The organism is Cloacibacterium normanense, from assembly GCF_002943105.1.
Taxonomy (GTDB): Bacteria; Bacteroidota; Bacteroidia; order Flavobacteriales; family Weeksellaceae; genus Cloacibacterium.
The window spans coordinates 37,650-55,012 of sequence record NZ_PTPZ01000005.1 but is presented as its reverse complement, the minus strand read 5'-3'; the positions used below and the strand labels follow the sequence as shown (position 1 = coordinate 55,012).

At 32.5% G+C, this 17,363-nt stretch carries 19 protein-coding genes; 7 read left to right on the top strand and 12 right to left on the bottom strand.

Features of this window, described 5'->3' with window-relative positions; translation table 11 throughout:
* Positions 1-105: 105 nt before the first annotated feature.
* The 4 genes from rpsJ to rpsL are packed head-to-tail and all read right to left on the bottom strand — an operon-like array spanning position 106 to position 3,465.
* Positions 106-411 (bottom strand): 30S ribosomal protein S10, encoded by a 306-nt coding sequence (gene rpsJ, locus C3729_RS09035; protein WP_069800872.1) that lies wholly within the window; start codon positions 409-411, stop codon positions 106-108.
* A gap of 18 nt (positions 412-429) precedes the next feature.
* Positions 430-2,547 (bottom strand): elongation factor G, encoded by a 2,118-nt coding sequence (gene fusA, locus C3729_RS09030; protein WP_104793854.1) that lies wholly within the window; start codon positions 2,545-2,547, stop codon positions 430-432.
* Positions 2,548-2,554: 7 nt separating this feature from the next.
* Complete coding sequence (rpsG, locus tag C3729_RS09025; protein WP_069800868.1) at positions 2,555-3,031, bottom strand: 30S ribosomal protein S7; 477 nt, start codon at positions 3,029-3,031, stop codon at positions 2,555-2,557.
* Between the two features lie 23 nt (positions 3,032-3,054).
* The gene (rpsL, locus tag C3729_RS09020) at positions 3,055-3,465 is read right to left on the bottom strand and encodes a 30S ribosomal protein S12 (protein ID WP_069800866.1); all 411 of its coding nucleotides are present in this window, start codon (positions 3,463-3,465) and stop codon (positions 3,055-3,057) included.
* Between the two features lie 447 nt (positions 3,466-3,912).
* Here rpsL and C3729_RS09015 point away from each other — a divergent pair, with 447 nt between their 5' ends.
* The 4 genes from C3729_RS09015 (at position 3,913) to C3729_RS09000 (ending at position 7,071) form a co-directional block, all read left to right on the top strand.
* Entirely contained in the window at positions 3,913-4,428 is a 516-nt protein-coding gene (locus tag C3729_RS09015; RefSeq protein WP_104793853.1) for a YciI family protein, read from the top strand.
* Between the two features lie 2 nt (positions 4,429-4,430).
* Positions 4,431-4,775, top strand: coding sequence for an iron chaperone (locus C3729_RS09010; protein ID WP_104793852.1), 345 nt, complete (start codon positions 4,431-4,433; stop codon positions 4,773-4,775).
* A gap of 49 nt (positions 4,776-4,824) precedes the next feature.
* Positions 4,825-6,210, top strand: coding sequence for a DNA recombination protein RmuC (rmuC, locus tag C3729_RS09005; protein WP_165785752.1), 1,386 nt, complete (start codon positions 4,825-4,827; stop codon positions 6,208-6,210).
* Between the two features lie 90 nt (positions 6,211-6,300).
* Positions 6,301-7,071 carry a TrmH family RNA methyltransferase gene (locus tag C3729_RS09000; protein ID WP_104793851.1) on the top strand — a complete coding sequence of 257 codons (771 nt, stop codon included), beginning with the start codon at positions 6,301-6,303 and terminating at the stop codon, positions 7,069-7,071.
* Positions 7,072-7,121: 50 nt separating this feature from the next.
* Here the strand turns inward: C3729_RS09000 and C3729_RS08995 are convergent, their stop codons facing one another.
* Positions 7,122-7,406, bottom strand: a complete 285-nt coding sequence (locus tag C3729_RS08995) for a hypothetical protein (RefSeq protein WP_104793850.1) — start codon at positions 7,404-7,406, stop codon at positions 7,122-7,124.
* A gap of 313 nt (positions 7,407-7,719) precedes the next feature.
* Entirely contained in the window at positions 7,720-7,932 is a 213-nt protein-coding gene (locus C3729_RS08990) for a hypothetical protein (RefSeq protein WP_104793849.1), read from the bottom strand.
* Between the two features lie 171 nt (positions 7,933-8,103).
* Here C3729_RS08990 and C3729_RS08985 point away from each other — a divergent pair, with 171 nt between their 5' ends.
* Entirely contained in the window at positions 8,104-9,273 is a 1,170-nt protein-coding gene (locus C3729_RS08985) for a hypothetical protein (protein WP_104793848.1), read from the top strand.
* The gene (locus C3729_RS08980; protein WP_104793847.1) at positions 9,257-9,838 is read left to right on the top strand and encodes a hypothetical protein; all 582 of its coding nucleotides are present in this window, start codon (positions 9,257-9,259) and stop codon (positions 9,836-9,838) included. Before C3729_RS08985 ends, C3729_RS08980 begins: the two co-directional genes overlap by 17 nt.
* On the opposite strand, the gene C3729_RS08975 is transcribed toward C3729_RS08980, so the two are convergent.
* From C3729_RS08975 to C3729_RS08965, 3 genes are read right to left on the bottom strand one after another with little or no spacing between them, the layout of a single operon-like run.
* Entirely contained in the window at positions 9,778-10,359 is a 582-nt protein-coding gene (locus tag C3729_RS08975) for a 5-formyltetrahydrofolate cyclo-ligase (protein WP_104793846.1), read from the bottom strand. The genes C3729_RS08980 and C3729_RS08975 overlap by 61 nt on opposite strands.
* Position 10,360: 1 nt before the next feature.
* Positions 10,361-10,591 (bottom strand): ferredoxin, encoded by a 231-nt coding sequence (locus C3729_RS08970; RefSeq protein ID WP_069800836.1) that lies wholly within the window; start codon positions 10,589-10,591, stop codon positions 10,361-10,363.
* Positions 10,592-10,601: 10 nt separating this feature from the next.
* Positions 10,602-11,897, bottom strand: coding sequence for a peptidase U32 family protein (locus C3729_RS08965; RefSeq protein ID WP_104793845.1), 1,296 nt, complete (start codon positions 11,895-11,897; stop codon positions 10,602-10,604).
* Between the two features lie 367 nt (positions 11,898-12,264).
* Between C3729_RS08965 and C3729_RS08960 the strand changes: the two genes are divergently transcribed.
* Positions 12,265-13,791: a trypsin-like peptidase domain-containing protein gene (locus C3729_RS08960; protein ID WP_104793844.1), complete on the top strand. Its 1,527-nt coding sequence runs from the start codon at positions 12,265-12,267 to the stop codon at positions 13,789-13,791.
* A gap of 57 nt (positions 13,792-13,848) precedes the next feature.
* On the opposite strand, the gene C3729_RS08955 is transcribed toward C3729_RS08960, so the two are convergent.
* The 3 genes from C3729_RS08955 to C3729_RS08945 all read right to left on the bottom strand — a co-directional run bounded on the left by C3729_RS08955 (position 13,849) and on the right by C3729_RS08945 (position 17,343).
* Entirely contained in the window at positions 13,849-14,292 is a 444-nt protein-coding gene (locus C3729_RS08955; RefSeq protein ID WP_104793843.1) for a hypothetical protein, read from the bottom strand.
* Positions 14,293-14,295: 3 nt separating this feature from the next.
* Positions 14,296-14,676, bottom strand: a complete 381-nt coding sequence (locus tag C3729_RS08950; RefSeq protein WP_069800827.1) for a RidA family protein — start codon at positions 14,674-14,676, stop codon at positions 14,296-14,298.
* Positions 14,677-14,751: 75 nt separating this feature from the next.
* Complete coding sequence (locus C3729_RS08945) at positions 14,752-17,343, bottom strand: putative LPS assembly protein LptD (protein WP_104793842.1); 2,592 nt, start codon at positions 17,341-17,343, stop codon at positions 14,752-14,754.
* Positions 17,344-17,363 lie beyond the last annotated feature (20 nt).

The following is a 17,363-nucleotide window of genomic DNA, read 5'->3' as shown; positions in this document are numbered from 1 at the left end:
GTTTTTATCATAGCACGCTTCGACTTCGCTCAGCGCACGGAAACAAATTTTGATATTTTTAAGAGAAAACTTCTGTCTTCAGACATCCATCTTCTAACTTAATTATCACACTTTGATTTCTACGTCTACACCTGAAGGTAACTCTAATTTCATTAGAGCATCTACAGTTTTAGAAGAAGAAGAATAGATATCCATCAATCTCTTATGAGCAGAAAGTTGGAACTGTTCTCTTGCTTTCTTGTTTACGTGTGGTGATCTAAGAACTGTAAAGATTCTTTTGTGAGTTGGTAATGGAATAGGTCCGTTTACCACAGCACCAGTAGCTTTTACAGTTTTCACGATTTTCTCAGCAGACTTATCTACTAAATTGTAATCGTAAGACTTAAGTTTTATTCTGATTCTTTGTGACATTTTCTAATTTTTTAAAGATTAACCTCTTGCTTTAGCAATTACTTCTTCTGCAATATTTGTTGGAGCTGGTTCGTATCTCTCGAACTCCATAGAAGAAGTAGCTCTACCAGAAGATAAAGTTCTAAGCGAAGTAACATAACCAAACATTTCAGATAGTGGAACGAAAGCTTTGATTACTTTAGCGTTATTTCTATCATCCATACCGTTTACAGTACCTCTTCTTCTGTTAAGGTCTCCTACGATATCTCCCATATACTCTTCAGGCGTAACTACCTCAAGTTTCATAATAGGCTCCATAATTACAGCTTTAGCAGCTTTACCAGAAGCTTTGAAACCCATTTTAGCAGCTAATTCGAAAGATAATTGGTCAGAGTCTACTGCGTGGAAAGATCCATCTTTAAGGGTTACTTTCATAGATTCTACTTCGAAACCAGCCAATGGACCGTTTTTCATAGATTCTTTGAAACCTTTTTCAACTGAAGGGATGAATTCTCTAGGAATGTTACCACCCTTAATTTCGTTGATGAATTCTAAACCAGTTTTACCTTCGTCTGCAGGACCAATTTCGAATACGATATCTGCGAACTTACCTCTACCACCTGATTGTTTTTTGTAAACTTCTCTATGGTTAGCAACTTGTGTAAGTGCTTCTTTGTATTCTACTTGTGGTTGACCTTGGTTAACCTCTACTTTAAATTCTCTTCTCATACGGTCAACGATGATATCAAGGTGAAGTTCTCCCATCCCTGAAATAATAGTTTGACCTGAAGCTTCATCAGTTTTCACAGTAAATGTAGGATCTTCTTCTGCTAATTTAGCAAGAGCGTTACCCATTTTATCTTGGTCTGCTTTAGTTTTAGGTTCTACAGCGATACCAATTACTGGATCTGGGAAAATCATAGATTCAAGAACGATTGGTGCTTTTTCATCAGAAAGAGTATCTCCTGTTTTGATATCTTTGAAACCTACTGCTGCACCGATATCTCCAGCTTCAATAAATTCTACTGGATTTTGCTTGTTAGCGTGCATTTGGTAGATTCTAGAAATTCTTTCTTTGTTTCCAGATCTTGTATTTAGAACATAAGAACCAGCATCTAGTCTTCCTGAATAAGCTCTAAAAAATGCTAATCTACCTACGAATGGGTCAGTAGCAATTTTGAAAGCTAATGCAGCGAAAGGCTCTTTTACGTCTGGTTTTCTAATGATTTCAGCATCAGTTTTAGGGTCAGTTCCTTTGATATCATCCTTATCTAGTGGAGAAGGAAGATATTTACAAACTGCATCTAGCATGAACTGAACTCCTTTATTTTTGAATGAAGAACCACAAGTCATAGGAATGATAGATAAATCAATAGTTGCAGCTCTAAGTGCAGCATTGATTTCTTCTTCAGTAATAGAATCTGGATCTTCAAAGAATTTTTCCATTAGAGTTTCATCGTAATCAGCTACTGCTTCTACTAATTTTTCTCTATATTCCATTACCTCATCTTTCATATCTTCAGGAATTGGAACTACATCAAAAGTTGCTCCTTGTCCTGCTTCATCCCAGATGATAGCTCTGTTCTTAATTAAGTCTACTACACCTTTGAAATCTTCTTCAGCACCGATTGGTAAAACGATTGGAACTGCATTAGAACCTAACATTTCTTTAACTTGTTTTACAACGTTTAAGAAATCAGCTCCTTGTCTGTCCATTTTGTTTACGAATCCCATTCTCGCAACTTTGTAGTTATCAGCCAATCTCCAGTTGGTTTCTGACTGAGGCTCTACACCGTCTACTGCTGAGAATAAGAACACAAGACCATCTAATACTCTAAGAGATCTGTTTACTTCTACTGTGAAGTCTACGTGTCCTGGGGTATCGATGATATTGAAGTGGTAAGGTTTAGTTTCAGGAAGTGTTTTCCCTTGATCTGTTGGGAAATTCCAGCTACATGTAGTAGCAGCAGAAGTAATGGTAATACCTCTTTCTGCTTCTTGTTCCATCCAGTCCATTGTAGCAGCACCTTCGTGTACTTCTCCAATTTTGTGAGTTTTACCTGTATAGAAAAGAATACGCTCTGTAGTGGTAGTTTTACCGGCATCAATGTGCGCAGCAATCCCAATATTTCTTGTGTATTTAAGATCTCTACTCATTTCTTAATTAAAATTTAAAGTGAGAGAAAGCTTTGTTAGCTTCTGCCATTTTGTGAGTATCAGTTTTCTTCTTGAAAGCAGCACCTTCTTCTCTAGAAGCAGCGATAACTTCTGCAGCTAATTTCTGCGCCATAGACTTATCGTTTCTAGCAGTAGCATACTTAATTAACCATTTCATCGCCATAGAAATTTTTCTATCAGCTCTGATTGGCATAGGAATTTGGAAGTTTGCACCACCAATTCTTCTTGATCTTACTTCTACGTGAGGCATTACGTTAGTTAATGCATCTTTCCAGATTTCAAGAGAAGATTTTTCGTTATCTCCTTTTTTAGCTTCTACGATATCTAATGCATCATAGAAAATTCTGAAAGCGATAGATTTTTTACCATCTACCATTAGATTATTTACAAATCTTGTTACCAATTGATCATTAAACTTTGGATCTGGTAACAACGGTCTCTTTTTTGCTTTTGTTTTTCTCATTGTTCTTGTTCCTTATTTAATGATTACTTTTTCTTACCTTTTGCAGGAGCAGCAGCCTGTCCTGGTTTTGGTCTCTTGGCACCGTATTTAGAACGTCTTTGCGTTCTTCCGTTTACTCCGGCAGTGTCTAAAGCACCACGAACAATGTGATATCTAACTCCCGGTAAATCTTTTACTCTTCCGCCACGTACTAATACTATCGAGTGCTCTTGGAGGTTATGTCCTTCTCCCGGGATGTAGGCGTTAACTTCTTTTCCGTTTGAAAGTCTTACTCTCGCAACTTTTCTAAGTGCTGAGTTAGGTTTCTTAGGAGTAGTTGTATATACTCTCGTACATACGCCTCTTCTTTGTGGACATGAATCCAAAGCAGCCGATTTGCTCTTCTTAGCAAGTGTGGCTCTTCCTTTTCTAACTAATTGTTGAATAGTAGGCATTTGATTGCTTTATATTATTTTTTATTTTAGGGTGCAAAATTATGAATTATTTTTAAACTAACAAGCATTGATTATGAATTATTTGTAATATTTTTCAAAAAAATAAATCTAATTTCTTCATCTACCTATATAACGTTATATATATGCATCATTCTTTTTGAGTTTTTTTCTTTTAAATTATTAAAAAATTCTACATTATTTAAACAATTTTTGATATCCAGACAGATATTCTAAATATTACCGACAAAGCCGGCGACAAAGGAACCAATGCACAAATGAGTGGCTACATTACCGAACAAGAGAAATAAATATAGATACACTATGATTATTTAGGTAAATAATTACTTTTCAAATACCTATGAAAAATATTATATGAGAATACTCATTTTATTATAAATCATAAAAATAATTTCAAAATTTTTACATTTGTTGAAAACCTTGTCACAAATGAAAAATTTACTTTATCTAATCATCACTTCAGTTTTAGTGATTTCTTGTATCGTTTACCAAAAAGGTGAAAATGGAAAACCGGGAACCGCAGGTAAAAATGCTGATGAAATAGTAACCACTCAGGAAAAAAATAAAAAATTAGCAGATTCTCTCGGCGCAGATGAACGTGGCATGAAAACTTATATGCTCGTGATTCTGAAAACCGGCCCAAAAGATGCTGAAATTACAGATAAAACACAGCGCTCCGAACTTTTCAAAGGGCATTTTTCTAACATGGAAGCCATGGAAAAATCGGGAAAACTGAAATTAGCAGGTCCTTTTGCTACGAAAAACAACCTTCAATATCGTGGAATTTTCTTAATCGATGCTAAAACCAAAGAAGAAGTAAAAACTTTACTTCAAGGAGATCCAACCATTAAAAATGGAATTTTCGACGTAGAAATTCTTCCTTGGTACGGTTCTGCAGCAATACCAATGCATCTGAAATATCATAAAATGATTTCTAAAGAATAATCATGAAAACTCCCAAAACCTACGAAGAATATTACTTAGATTTCCCCGAAGAAACTCAAAAAATTTTAGAAAATCTAAAAAATTTCATTCAAAATCTTCTTCCAAAAAGTGAACTCTGCATCAATTACGGAATTCCAACTTTTAAAATAAAAGGCAAAAACGTAATTCATTTTGGCGGTTTCAGAAATCATATCGGTTTATATCCCGGTTCAGAAGTCATAGAAATCTTTGCCGAAAAATTAAAGAAATACAAAACATCTAAAGGTACAGTTCAGTTTCCTTTGAAAGAAGAATTGCCTTTTGATTTGATTCAAGAAATGGTGATATTTAGAAAAGAGAAATTTTAGTTTTCCACAAGATAATCATTATAACTTTTTCTTTTTGTAATTTTGAAAAATGGAAATCTTATACATTATTCTCGCATTTATTTTCGGTGCTGTTTTGGCATATTTTATTTTGAAATCTTCTTCGGTTTCTAGAAAAAGTTATGAAGAATTGCAACAAAATTTCAATCAAAAAGAAGCCGATTTTAACAAAATTATCGCGGAAATTTCTGCTGAAAATAAAGCTCAAATTCAGAAAATTTCAGAGCAGCAAGAGCTTAATTTTAAACAAAATACTGATATTGAAAAACTTCAAAACGATAAAAATCAATTAATCGGTTTGAAATCTCAATTGGCTGCTCAGAATGAAAGCCTTCAGCAACTTTTGGATTCCCAAAAAGAAGAAATTGTAAAAATTCAGGAAGAAGCAAAACTGCAATTTGAGAATTTAGCCAATAAAATTTTGGAAGAGAAAACCCTAAAATTCACGGAACAAAATCAACAAAACTTGAAGAATATTCTGAATCCTCTTCAAGAAAAAATTACAGATTTCGAGAAAAAAGTAGAAAATACACACAAAGAAAGTATAGATTATCACGCTGCTCTTCGTCAACAAATTCTTAGTTTAAAAGAAATGAATTTGCAAATGAGCAAAGAAACGCTAAATCTTACTAAAGCATTGAAAGGCGATAGCAAAATTCAAGGAAACTGGGGAGAGTTAGTTTTAGAAAGAGTTTTAGAAAAATCTGGCTTAGAAAAAGGTAGAGAATATGAAATTCAGAAAAGCTTTACCACAGAAGAAGGAAACAGAGTTCAGCCAGACGTAATCATCAACCTTCCTGATGGTAAAAAAATGATTGTAGACTCTAAAGTTTCACTTACTGCCTACGAAAAATACATCAACGAAGAAGATGACGAACAAAAAAGCAGCTTCTTAAAAGAGCATGTAAATTCTCTAAAAAGACATGTAGAACAACTTGGAAGTAAAAATTATCAGCATCTCTATCAATTGGAAAGTCCTGATTTTGTTTTACTTTTCATCCCAATAGAACCTGCATTTGCAATTGCTCTAAACGAAGACACTCAATTATACAATAAAGCTTTTGAAAGAAATATTGTCATTGTAACGCCTTCTACTTTATTGGCAACACTTCGCACCATTGATTCTATGTGGACGAATCAAAAACAACAAGAAAACGCCTATGAAATCGCAAAACAAGCTGGAGCTTTGTATGATAAATTCGATGGTTTTGTCACTGATTTAGTTAAAATCGGCAAAAAAATGGACGAAGCAAAAACCGAATACGAAGGAGCCATGAATAAATTAGTAGACGGAAAAGGCAATCTGATTACTAGCGTTCAGAAATTGAAAATAATGGGTGCAAAAGCTAAAAAATCTTTACCTGATGCTATTCTTAATAGAGCAAATTCTAGTTTAGAAAATTTAGACGAGGAATAGAACAAAGGAAATCTTATGATTTTCATCTTTGCAACCTTAAAAACATTCAAATTTTAAAAATTTACTTTGCGCACTTTGCGTTTCAAAAATATGATTATCGAAAGCTTACAAAACGAAAAAATAAAAAACCTCAACAGATTAATTACAGACAATAGGTTTCGTAAGAAATCTGGAGTTTTTGTGGTAGAAGGGAAACAAGAAAACGAACGCGCATTGCAATTCGGGTTCGAAAATGTAGAATTTTTTATTTGCGAATCTATTTTTGGCATCAATCATCCTGAAGGTAAAATACATTTTGTTTCCAGTCAAGTTTATGAAAAACTAGCTTATAGAGGAACTTCTGAAGGAATTATTGGCATTTACAAAACCAAAGAATTTGATTTAAAAAATTATCAGCCAAAAGACAATGCTTCAGTTATTGTAGTAGAATCTGTAGAAAAACCAGGAAATCTTGGCGCAATTTTGAGAAGTTGTGAAGCTTTTGGAATAGATGCATTAATTGTCACCGATTCAAGAGTAGATTTTTACAACCCAAATGTTTTAAGAAGCAGCGTAGGTTGTTTTTTTGGAATGAATGTTTTTTCTGCAACCAATGAAGAAACTTTGGCGTTTTTACAAGAGAACAGTTTCAAAATCTACACCACGTATATGGATGAAACCGCCGAAGATTTATACAAAAAAAACTTCAATGAAAAATCTGCATTATTTTTCGGAACGGAACATTCTGGATTAAGTGATTTTTGGCTTCATAAAGGAGAAAACATTCTCATCCCGATGTCTGGAACTATTGATTCCCTTAATCTAAGTAATGCAGTGGCTATTACTTGCTATGAAATACTGAGACAAAAACTCTCTAAATAATAAACCGCCTCGTTTTCACGAGGCGGTTCTGTTTGTAATTAATTTCTTAATTATTTTTTCACAGCTTCTTCTACTTTAGCTGCTCCTTCTTTCACTTCTTTAGCTGCATCCTTTACTGCATCTTTCGCTTCAACAGAAGCATCTTTTGCTCCGTCTTTTACTTTTGCCGCAACTGAATCTACCACAGCAGCAGCAGAGTCTACAGTTACCGCAGCTGAATCTACCATTGCAGTTGCAGCAGAGTCTACAGTTTCAGTTGTTTCAGTTGTTTCTTTTTTGTTACAAGCAACTAATGCTAAAGCAGCTACAGCTGCTACGAATAATGATTTTTTCATAATAATAAATTTAATTTAAGGGTTTAAAAAATTTGTTTGTTTCATTTTGTTGATACAAATGTAAAACTACTTCGAAAATTAAATTTGAAAATTCATTGTAAATATCTTTGTAAAGAGATTTTACAAAAAAACAATATTGATAATCAAAAAATTAAATAATTTTTATTCAAAATTTAATTCAATTTCCCCAACTTATAAATACAAAAAAACATCTAAAAAAATTTAGATGTTTATCTATTTAATTTTACATTTGTGGGAATAAAAAAAACGCTCTCTCTAAGAGGAACGTTTTAGTTTTTCTGTTGAGAAAAAATTATTTTTTAACTTCTTCTACTTTAGCAGCAGCAGAATCAACAACAGTAGCAGCAGAATCAACAGTAGCAGCAGCAGAGTCAACAGTAGCAGCAGCAGAGTCAACAACAGCAGCAGCAGAATCTACATTCTCAGTAGCTTCAGTAGTTTCAGATTTTTTACAAGCAACAACAGCTAATGCAGTGATAGCTGCTACGAATAATGATTTTTTCATAATAAATTAATTTAATTAAATTGTTTAAAAATTGTTTTGTTCACTTTTAACAGAGCAAAGATAGGGGCATAGAAAAAATTTGTTTTAGAAAATTAATTGTAATATATTTGTAAAATAGTTTTACAAAAAACTAATACTGATAATCAAACACTTAAATAATCTTATAAGATTTTGGCAGATTTAGATTTATTGCATTTCGAGCAATTAAAAGCAGAAGTTCAGGCGGAATATCTTAAAAATCACCATCCTTCCTACGATGAAATTTCGAAGTGGAAAGGAATTGATATTATTTATTTTCAAGAGGATTTACGAAAAAAAGCGAAGGGAAATATTAGTGAAAAGTCTTTTTATACTTATTTTAAGACGGTTCCTTCTAGTAAATTACCTAGAATAGACATGCTCAATTTATTGGCCATTTATGCAGGATATCAATCTTGGTATGATTTTAAGAAAAATCATCTTTTTGCCAATGAAATAATTTCTGAACATGAAAAACCATCAGAAATTATCATTGCAGATGAAGAAAAATTAGAAATTTCTACTGAAAAACCGACAGAAGTTACCTTTTCAATACCTGAAAAAGCTATTCCAACTATTGAAAAAACTACCACAGCAGAAATTCAACCATCTCTTGAGGAAACAAAAACAACCGTTGCAACATCTACATCTTCACAAAGGATTTTCAAAAATCCATTCATAAACCTTATAAAACAATATTTTTGGCTCATTTCTTCTGTAGTATTAATGACTATGGTCTTGATTTTAGTTTTTTGGCAAAGAATTTTTGCAACAGATTATAAATTCACTTTTATAGATGCTGATAGAAATACAAAAATAAAGGACATCATAGAAATAAGAGTTTTAAAAGAAAATGAAACTCCTATTAGATATATTATCAATTCTGGCAAAGATATTGAAGATGATGATGTAGGGGTTTTCAGATTTCCTACTCAAAGCAAGACTTTGGCTATGGAAGTCAATTCACCTTTTTACAGAAAAGATACTATTTATAGAAATCTAGATCCTGCAAGAACTAATGAAACGATAGAGTTAGAGCCAGATGTTTATGCACAAGCATTGTACTATTATTCTACCAATGATATTAGTAAGAAAAGAGAAGAATTAGATAAAATCATTAGCAACAATGCTTTAATTTATCAAGTTTTCGATAATGAAACGTATGGCGTAGAAACCTTAGACAAACAAAAATATATAGGACTTGTCACGACACCAACTACTTCTTTGAAAAATTTTAAAATGATAGAGACTAAAGTGAGTCCAGAAACTAAAAAAATAATCCTTATTAAATTTAAAATACAACCTGATGAAATCACTAAATAAAAATCTAATCTTTACTTTAATCCTAGCATTAATGACGATTATTGCTTGTAAAAAAGAGCAAACAATAAGTGATATAGATGTATTAAGAAACGGCAATAATGAAGATGTATATTCTACCACAAAACTAGACAGTGCGCAAGCTATAGCAAGTATAACCCAACAAAAACTGCAAGAATTATACGATATTTCTGCATTATATTCTTCTGGAAATAAAAATACGGCAATTGACTCACTAAATTATGAGCAAATTCAAGGATATTTTGTAAAAAAAGATTCAGCGAATGTAATGGGACTTTTGAAAGAACTTGACAGCCTGAAAGTAAAACTGGTGAAAGTAAAAAACCTTAGCATCAATACTGAAATCAACGGAAAAGATACGTTAGATTATGCCAATTATACAGTAGAATATAAAGATAGAGACCAAAGAATGATTGGCGAATTCAATAAAAAATCTCAATATAAACTTTTGAAATCACCTGTGAATTTCAAAAAAGAATTCAAATTTTATTTTGTAGAAATAGATGTAAAACCAAAAGACAGCACTTCTGTAGGAGTAACCAAATAATCTAATTTTACATCTTGTAAAGAAACATCATCAATTGAATCAGTCGGCGAGAAATAATTCACGCCGATTTTTTTTGCATCATGATTAATTCCTGCAAAAAATTGGTCGTAAAAGCCTTTTCCATAGCCTATTCTATTTCCTGATGCATCACAATACAGTAATGGTGTAATTACATAATCAAAAGCATCAGATTCATTTTCATTAGATTCTGGCTCCAGAATTCCCCAAGAATTTTGCAAAAAAATAGTGTCTGGTTTAATCTGAATAGAAATAATCTTATTCCCAACCATTTTGGGAACAAAAACCTGAATATTTTTTTCAAAAAAATAATTAATGAATATTTTAGTATTGATTTCGTTCAATTTTTCAATTGGAAAAAAAATGTGAAGTTTCTGATTTTCAAGTACATCAAATTGTAAAAAGAAATTTTCAAATATTTTTTGAGATAAAGACAAGACCTCATCTTTCGACAAGGTCTTTCTCAAATCCATATATTTTTTACGCAAATCTTTTTTAAGCATTTTAGATTTCCTTTACCGATATAATTTTCACTGGACAAGCTTTTGCTGCTTTTTCACATGGTTCATACGCATCAGGAATCGGTGTTTTAAGCGTAAAGAAGCCTTTCTTATCAGCAGATTTCAATAAAACAGATTTTCCGTCTTTCTTAGACATACGAAAATATTCTGGCGCGAACTCGGCACAGTAATTACAGCCAATGCATTTATCTCTTTGTAGTGTAATAATTACCATTATAACTTAATTAGTGTGAGTAAGTTCCTTCATCTACATTATTCTGTTGTGTACCAAGTTCTTCTACTTTTACAATTTTGTATAATTTATCAGATGGACGAACTCTAAATTCTGTTTTAAAAGTAACCACATCAGATTTCGAAGCTTTAGTAGCCCCTTCTTTACCATCTACCATCATATGTTCAATTACCATTTCTTGAGAACCAGTAGTAGGACCTTGAATCAGAACTCTATCTCCTATATTTAAATCATAGGCTTCAATTAAAAATTCTGCAATATTTGATTTTGGATAGAAATGTCTTCCTTTACCAATGTAAATTTTCTTTTGCGTAGCGCTACTTCCAGAGTTTGGTGACCATTCTCCTAATTCTTGACCAAGATAATAACCACTCCAGAAACCTCTATTATAAACAGTTTCCAACTGCTTCATCCAACCTTCTACTTTCTCTGCAGAAAAAGTTCCATCAGCAATGCTATCAATGGCTTCTCTGTAACATTTAGTCACCGTTGCTACATATTCTGGCGCTCTTCCTCTTCCTTCAATTTTTAGAACTTTTACACCAGCATCTACGATTTGGTCTAAAAATCCTATCGTACAAAGATCTTTAGGAGACATCATGTATTCATTATCTAATTCTATTTCGAAGCCAGATTCTTGGTCAATAACTGTATATTTTTTTCTACAATTTTGTTTACAAGCACCTCTATTTGCCGAAGAATTATGAGAATGAAGACTCAAATAGCATTTCCCAGAAACTGCCATACAAAGAGCACCATGTCCAAAAATTTCTATTTCTACTAAATTTCCAGAAGGGCCTTTTATTTGCTCTTTTTCAATTTGTTGACAGATTTTTTTGATTTGAGTAATAGAAAGTTCTCTACTCATCACCATCGTATCAGCAAAAAGTGCATAAAACTTAACCGTTTCTATATTGGTGATATTAATCTGAGTAGAAATATGTACTTCCATGCCTATTTGTCTTGCATAGGCAATTACCGCCTGATCCATTGCAATTACCGCAGTAAGATCTGCTTCTTTTGCTTTATCAAGCAAAGTTTTGATGATGGATAAATCGTGGTCGTAAATAATGGTATTAAGAGTAAGATAAGTTCTAACTCCTTTTTCTTTACATCTTCTAGAGATTTCTGGTAAATCTAAAATTGTAAAGTTCATAGAAGCTCTAGCTCTCATGTTGAGCTGCTCTACACCGAAATATATTGAATCTGCACCATTATCTAATGCTGCTTGTAAAGAAGTAAAATCTCCTGCTGGAGCCATTAATTCTATTCTTCCGCTTTTTGTCATTCTAAAATGTAAAATTTTTTGCAAAGATATGTTTTTTAGAATTATTCTAAAAAGCTTATAATAGATAGATTCGATTTATACTAATATCTTATTTTTTTCTTACTTAAAGTATAAAATAAGATAACAAAAAATAGAACTATAAAAAATAAAGTAGTCCCCATGATTACTAAAATTAATGGTTTTGTTAATATTCAAATTTACTTCAACCTATCTTTGGATTCAATACGTAAATTGTATGATATTCAATAACAATTCTAAAATTTTCTTAAACTCGTTAAACTTTGTTAAAAGTGTAACACTAATAATTTAGTGAACACTAATTTTGCATTAAATTTGTTATACATAAACTATAAAAGAAGAATTAACAATGAAGAACAGTTTAAAACAATTATTACCTTTTGCTGTTGTAGGTATATTATCTGGTGCTACAACTTTTGGTGCAATAGAGTATTTCAAAACGAATGAAAGTAACAGCGATTTTTCTTATTTCCATACTGCAAATGATAATGTAAAATTCGCAGGAATAAATTCCGCAAATGTGAGCGATGATTTTGTAAAAGCTGCAAAAACGACAGTTCCAGCAGTGGTTACCATTAAAAATTATCAATCCAGAAGTTCAAGTTCAAACAGATTGTCTGAACAAGACTTATTTGAACAATTTTTCGGAAATCCTTTTGGAAACCAAAGACAAAATCAAAAACAACAGCAACCACCTAAAGATGTTCCTTCTGGATTAGGAAGTGGCGTTATTATTTCACCAGACGGTTATATTATTTCTAATAACCATGTAGTTGCAGGTGCCAATAAATTAGAAGTTATTCTAAGTAACAAGAAAAGTTACGTAGCCAATCTTATTGGAACAGACCCAAGTACCGACATCGCTCTTCTAAAAATTGAAGAAAAAGGTTTGCCTTATCTTAATTTTGCCAATTCAGATTTAGTAGAAGTAGGACAATGGGTTTTAGCAGTAGGAAATCCACTGGGTTTAAACTCTACCGTTACCGCAGGAATTGTTTCAGCTAAAGGAAGAAGCATAGACTTGCTAAGTCAACAATCTAGAACTCCTATTGAAAGTTTCATTCAAACTGATGCCGCAATTAATCCAGGAAATTCTGGTGGTGCTTTGGTTAATGTAAACGGAGACTTAATCGGCATCAACTCTGCCATTTCTTCTAATACAGGTTATTATGAAGGCTATGGTTTTGCGGTTCCTGCTAACTTAGCTAAAAAAGTAGTTGAAGACATTAAAAAATTTGGTTTGGTACAAAGAGGATTCTTAGGAGTTGTAAGTTTAGACCTTTCTGATGATAGACAAGTTGCCGCTTATAATCAAAGTCAAAAAGCCAACATCAAAGCAAGTAGCGGAATTATGATTACTGAAATCACTGAAAATAGCGGTGCTGAAGATGCTGGATTAAGAAAAGGAGACATTATCAAAAAAATAGACAATTCTACCATAGAAACTTTCGCGGATTTATCTGCTGCTGTTGGTAGTAAAAGACCTGGAGATAAAGTTATGGTAACTTATATTAGAAATGGTAAATCTTATACTGAAACCGTAACGCTTAAAGACCAAAAAGGAGGAACTTCATTCCGAAGCAAAGCAGATTTATCTGTTACTGAAAAAATTGGTGGTGAATTCGAGGTTTTAAGCGACCGTTTTAAAACGGATTATGGTTTAAACAGCGGTGTAATTGCAAGAAATATAGTAGAAGGTGGTGAGTTAGAAAGAATAGGCGTTTATGACAATTACATCATTATAGAAGTCAACGGAAAACCTGTAAATTCACAAAAAGATGTAGAAAAAATCTTAGATGGATATAAGGGAACCGTACAAATAAAATACGTAGACGAATACGGTAGAATGTACACCAGAGGTTTTAAAATGCCTTAATTATAGTTTTATAAATTCCAAAGAAAAAGCCTTTCAAAAATTTTTGAAAGGCTTTTTTTATTTAGACTTAGGAAATTCTTTCCTTTTATTTCGTTCGTAAATTACTTCTACTATTTTTCCTCCTAACCATGCAAAAGGAAAATAAGTAATGAAGATTAAAATTTTATAAAATGTAGGATGATAAGGGAAAACAATAATATCTAACATGGCTATAAACAGCAAAATGAAGCCAATAAGAATCGCATAAGCTACTTTAGCATATTTTACAATAATTGCCGTAGTAACACCACCAATTGTTGCTCCAAATCCTGAAGAAAGAAGTAAAGTCCAGAAAAAACCTGGCTTATTTTCTACACTTTTCAACAATTCCCACCAATGTTCGAACGGAAAAAAACCTTCATAATTCACCCATGATGAATTAATTTTTACACCCAGCGAAATAATGACTCCTGCCATCGCCAAGCCACATAAAACGCCCAATGTATTTCTTAAAAAATTCATGTCTTAGAACTGATGTGCAATCATAGAGATTTCTACACTCACATTTTTTGGCAAACAAGAAACCTCTACTGTTTCTCTTGCTGGATAATTTCCTCCTTCGAAATAAGATGCATAGATTTCATTCATCACTGCGAAATCATCCATACTTTTTAAGAAAATAGTAGATTTTACTACATTCCCGAATCCCATTCCTGCTTCTTCTAAAATGGCTTTTAGATTTTTCATCACTTGGTGTGTTTCTATTTCTATTCCATCCAATAAATTCCCAGTAGACGGATCAATAGGGATTTGACCAGAAATATAGAGAACGCCATTTACAAGGTTAGCTTGTGAATACGGACCAATTGCAGCGGGTGCATTGTTAGTAGAAACTATCTTCTTCATATTTTTGTAAAATTATCATGCAAAGATAAAATTTCTGAACAAATAAAAAATAGTGTTCAGAGATTCCTTCGTTTTTTAGAAAGTACTGCCACTTTGTTGGAAACTTCTTTCCTTGTATTTTACGGCGTCTTTTAAAATATTTGCTTTTATACTGATAAAGAAATCATATACTTTATATTGACCAAAAGGCACCCAATTAAAGGTAAAAGAGAAACTTCTTTGGTCTCTAGAAAATCCTAATCTGGTATACGCTAAACTTTTTGAAACAAAATCATAATGCGTGTTTCCGCTTAAACTCCAATAAGGTGTAAGTTTCACGCTACCATCTAAGCCTAGTGAAGCTACACTTTTCCCAAATCTGGTATTGTTTTTAGAATAACCATAATTGGCATTAAGATTCAAAGTCCAAGGTTGATTAAATCGGGAGTAATTATCTTGGTCAAAATAATAGACTTCGTTTCGGATTTCTCCTTTGGTTTTATACTTGGTTGCTAAATCTTCTTTTTTTCCAAAAGTTTCATTGTTCAGAGGGAAAGAAAAATTCATGCTGAAACTCTGGATATTAAAATGCCCGAAATTCTCAGTTCTAATACCGTTTTCTTGACCTGGAATAAATACAATTTGATAAGGATCTATCGAAACATTAGAATTGACACTTAATTTATTTTGGAAGAAAGAAGTCTGTGTACTAATCGAAATCAATGACCATTTGTATTTATCCGCAGCAAAATTATAACCTCCAGAAATATTTAAACTTTCAAAAATTTTAACTTTTTTGGTTCCTGTAGAATCGGTTTTACTTCTCACCTTCATCTCTAAGTTGTTATTGATATTGAAACCAATAGACTGTGTTAAACCTTGATTAGGTGAACCAAACATCCCTCCTTCGAAAATAGAATAAGTGGTTAAAACGCCTCTTTCGTCATAATAACTTTTGAAATAACCAAACTTTGGATCTCCAAAATCTGGAGAATACGTGAAACCAATACTCGGAGTTACCATGTGTCTGATGGCTTGAATTTTAGATTTTTCACCAAATTTCAACATTCCATACAAAACGGTTTGCAAACTTGCAGATGTAGAAAACGTAGAATAACCCGTCAAATTTTTATTCAAATTCCTTTCTAAAGTATTGGTAACTGGATTGTAGTTTTTACTAATCGTTTTAGTAGTTGCTACATTATCAATATTAGCACCTAATGAAAATGTGAAAAATTTAGCAACAGTCGTGTTCGTAGCAAGCGCAATGTTATTTTTAGCACCAGTTTGCACATTATCCCACATGGTTTTGGTGAATAAATCGTCATTTTTCACCCCAGAAACATAGTTACTGAATTGCAATCCAGTATTTACGGTGATGTTTTCTAACATCCCTGTTCTAATTCCTGTCTTTGGTTTAAATAAATAAAACTGATTGGTAGAAACATTCAGCTGTGGCAATCTAATATCGGTAAGTCCCGTAGTAAAATTTTGCGAATAACTACCTGTTCCCGTGATAGTTATTGGTAAATTCAAAAATCTTTTGGTAAAACTCACCGTAGAGTTTTGTTGTGCATTTAGAGCACTTTGGTTAAAAATATGGGAGTTATTAACCGTGTTATTGTAGAATTTGTTACTCGTAATATTTACAGATGCCGAAAAATTAAAAAACGGATTGGCTTTAGTATCTTGAGTATGTGTCCATGCAATATTATAAACACTGCTTTTGGTATAATTTTCTAGACCTTTTATTCCTCTGATGGTAGTTCCTATTTCTCCTCGGAAAGAACCATTGTACTTATAATTTTTTCGATAAGTTACTTCTGGTCTGAAGTTCCAACTTCCCTTAGTATAATAATCAAAGTAGGTTTTCACATCAAAATGCTCCCCAATTGGCAAATAATACCCCAAACTATTCAAAAAAAATCCCACATCTTGTCTTTCTCCAAAACTCGGAATAAGAATTCCCGCCATTCTTTTTTCAGAAAACGGAAGAATCGCAAATGGTAGAATAAGTGGTGTAGGAACTTGCTCTATATACATCTGTATAGGCCCCGTAATTAATTTAGAATTCTCTTTTCCCTTTACCAATTTAATATCTGGCGCAAGCAAATAATAATCTGCTATGGTATCTTTTTTCTTAAGAAAATATTCGTCTGTAGTATATTTTCCTCTTTTAAGATAAAAAACAGAGTCATTTACTTTTTTGGTTTTTTCTGCTACAATTACACCTTCACTTTCTTCTGTTCTAGCGTTATAAGCAATGGCTTGTTTGGTTTTATAATTGTAGTTAAAACTTTCGTATTCATACTTTTTACCACCTTGAGTTGCAATTGCTGGTTCTAGCATTTTGCCGGTAGAATCTATTTTCCCTCTTGCAAAAATGAGTCCTTTGTCCCAATCTATTTGGATATAATCTGCATTAATCTTCATATCTTGATATGAAACTTCTGCATTTTGATTGAGATAAGACATTTTTTTCGGAACTTCGTTTCTAATATTATCCGCTTTAGAACGTACAATATCATCTATTTGTTCTTTTTCTATTTTTACGGTATCTGTTTTGGAAACAGCAGTTACCTTATCACTATTTTTAGGCGCATTTTCTAGCTTATTTTGTGCTAAAAAATTGTTAAAAATTAGGATAATTAAAATTTGTAAGGTATTTTTGAGACCGTTTTTAATCAATGGAGTGTATAATTTCAGGC

Excerpts from the sequence above, each read along its gene's own strand:
- C3729_RS08965 (WP_104793845.1), bottom strand. The coding sequence starts at position 11,897 with ATGACAAAAAGCGGAAGAATAGAATTAATGGCTCCAGCAGGAGATTTT.
- C3729_RS08990 (WP_104793849.1), bottom strand. The coding sequence starts at position 7,932 with ATGAAAAAATCATTATTCGTAGCAGCTATCACTGCATTAGCTGTTGTT.
- C3729_RS09000 (WP_104793851.1), top strand. The coding sequence starts at position 6,301 with ATGATTATCGAAAGCTTACAAAACGAAAAAATAAAAAACCTCAACAGA.
- rpsL (WP_069800866.1), bottom strand. The coding sequence starts at position 3,465 with ATGCCTACTATTCAACAATTAGTTAGAAAAGGAAGAGCCACACTTGCT.
- C3729_RS08955 (WP_104793843.1), bottom strand. The coding sequence starts at position 14,292 with ATGAATTTTTTAAGAAATACATTGGGCGTTTTATGTGGCTTGGCGATG.
- C3729_RS08995 (WP_104793850.1), bottom strand. The coding sequence starts at position 7,406 with ATGAAAAAATCATTATTCGTAGCAGCTGTAGCTGCTTTAGCATTAGTT.
- C3729_RS08980 (WP_104793847.1), top strand. The coding sequence starts at position 9,257 with ATGAAATCACTAAATAAAAATCTAATCTTTACTTTAATCCTAGCATTA.
- C3729_RS08950 (WP_069800827.1), bottom strand. The coding sequence starts at position 14,676 with ATGAAGAAGATAGTTTCTACTAACAATGCACCCGCTGCAATTGGTCCG.
- C3729_RS09010 (WP_104793852.1), top strand. The coding sequence starts at position 4,431 with ATGAAAACTCCCAAAACCTACGAAGAATATTACTTAGATTTCCCCGAA.
- fusA (WP_104793854.1), bottom strand. The coding sequence starts at position 2,547 with ATGAGTAGAGATCTTAAATACACAAGAAATATTGGGATTGCTGCGCAC.
- C3729_RS08970 (WP_069800836.1), bottom strand. The coding sequence starts at position 10,591 with ATGGTAATTATTACACTACAAAGAGATAAATGCATTGGCTGTAATTAC.
- rpsJ (WP_069800872.1), bottom strand. The coding sequence starts at position 411 with ATGTCACAAAGAATCAGAATAAAACTTAAGTCTTACGATTACAATTTA.
- rmuC (WP_165785752.1), top strand. The coding sequence starts at position 4,825 with ATGGAAATCTTATACATTATTCTCGCATTTATTTTCGGTGCTGTTTTG.
- rpsG (WP_069800868.1), bottom strand. The coding sequence starts at position 3,031 with ATGAGAAAAACAAAAGCAAAAAAGAGACCGTTGTTACCAGATCCAAAG.
- C3729_RS08975 (WP_104793846.1), bottom strand. The coding sequence starts at position 10,359 with ATGCTTAAAAAAGATTTGCGTAAAAAATATATGGATTTGAGAAAGACC.
- C3729_RS08960 (WP_104793844.1), top strand. The coding sequence starts at position 12,265 with ATGAAGAACAGTTTAAAACAATTATTACCTTTTGCTGTTGTAGGTATA.
- C3729_RS09015 (WP_104793853.1), top strand. The coding sequence starts at position 3,913 with ATGAAAAATTTACTTTATCTAATCATCACTTCAGTTTTAGTGATTTCT.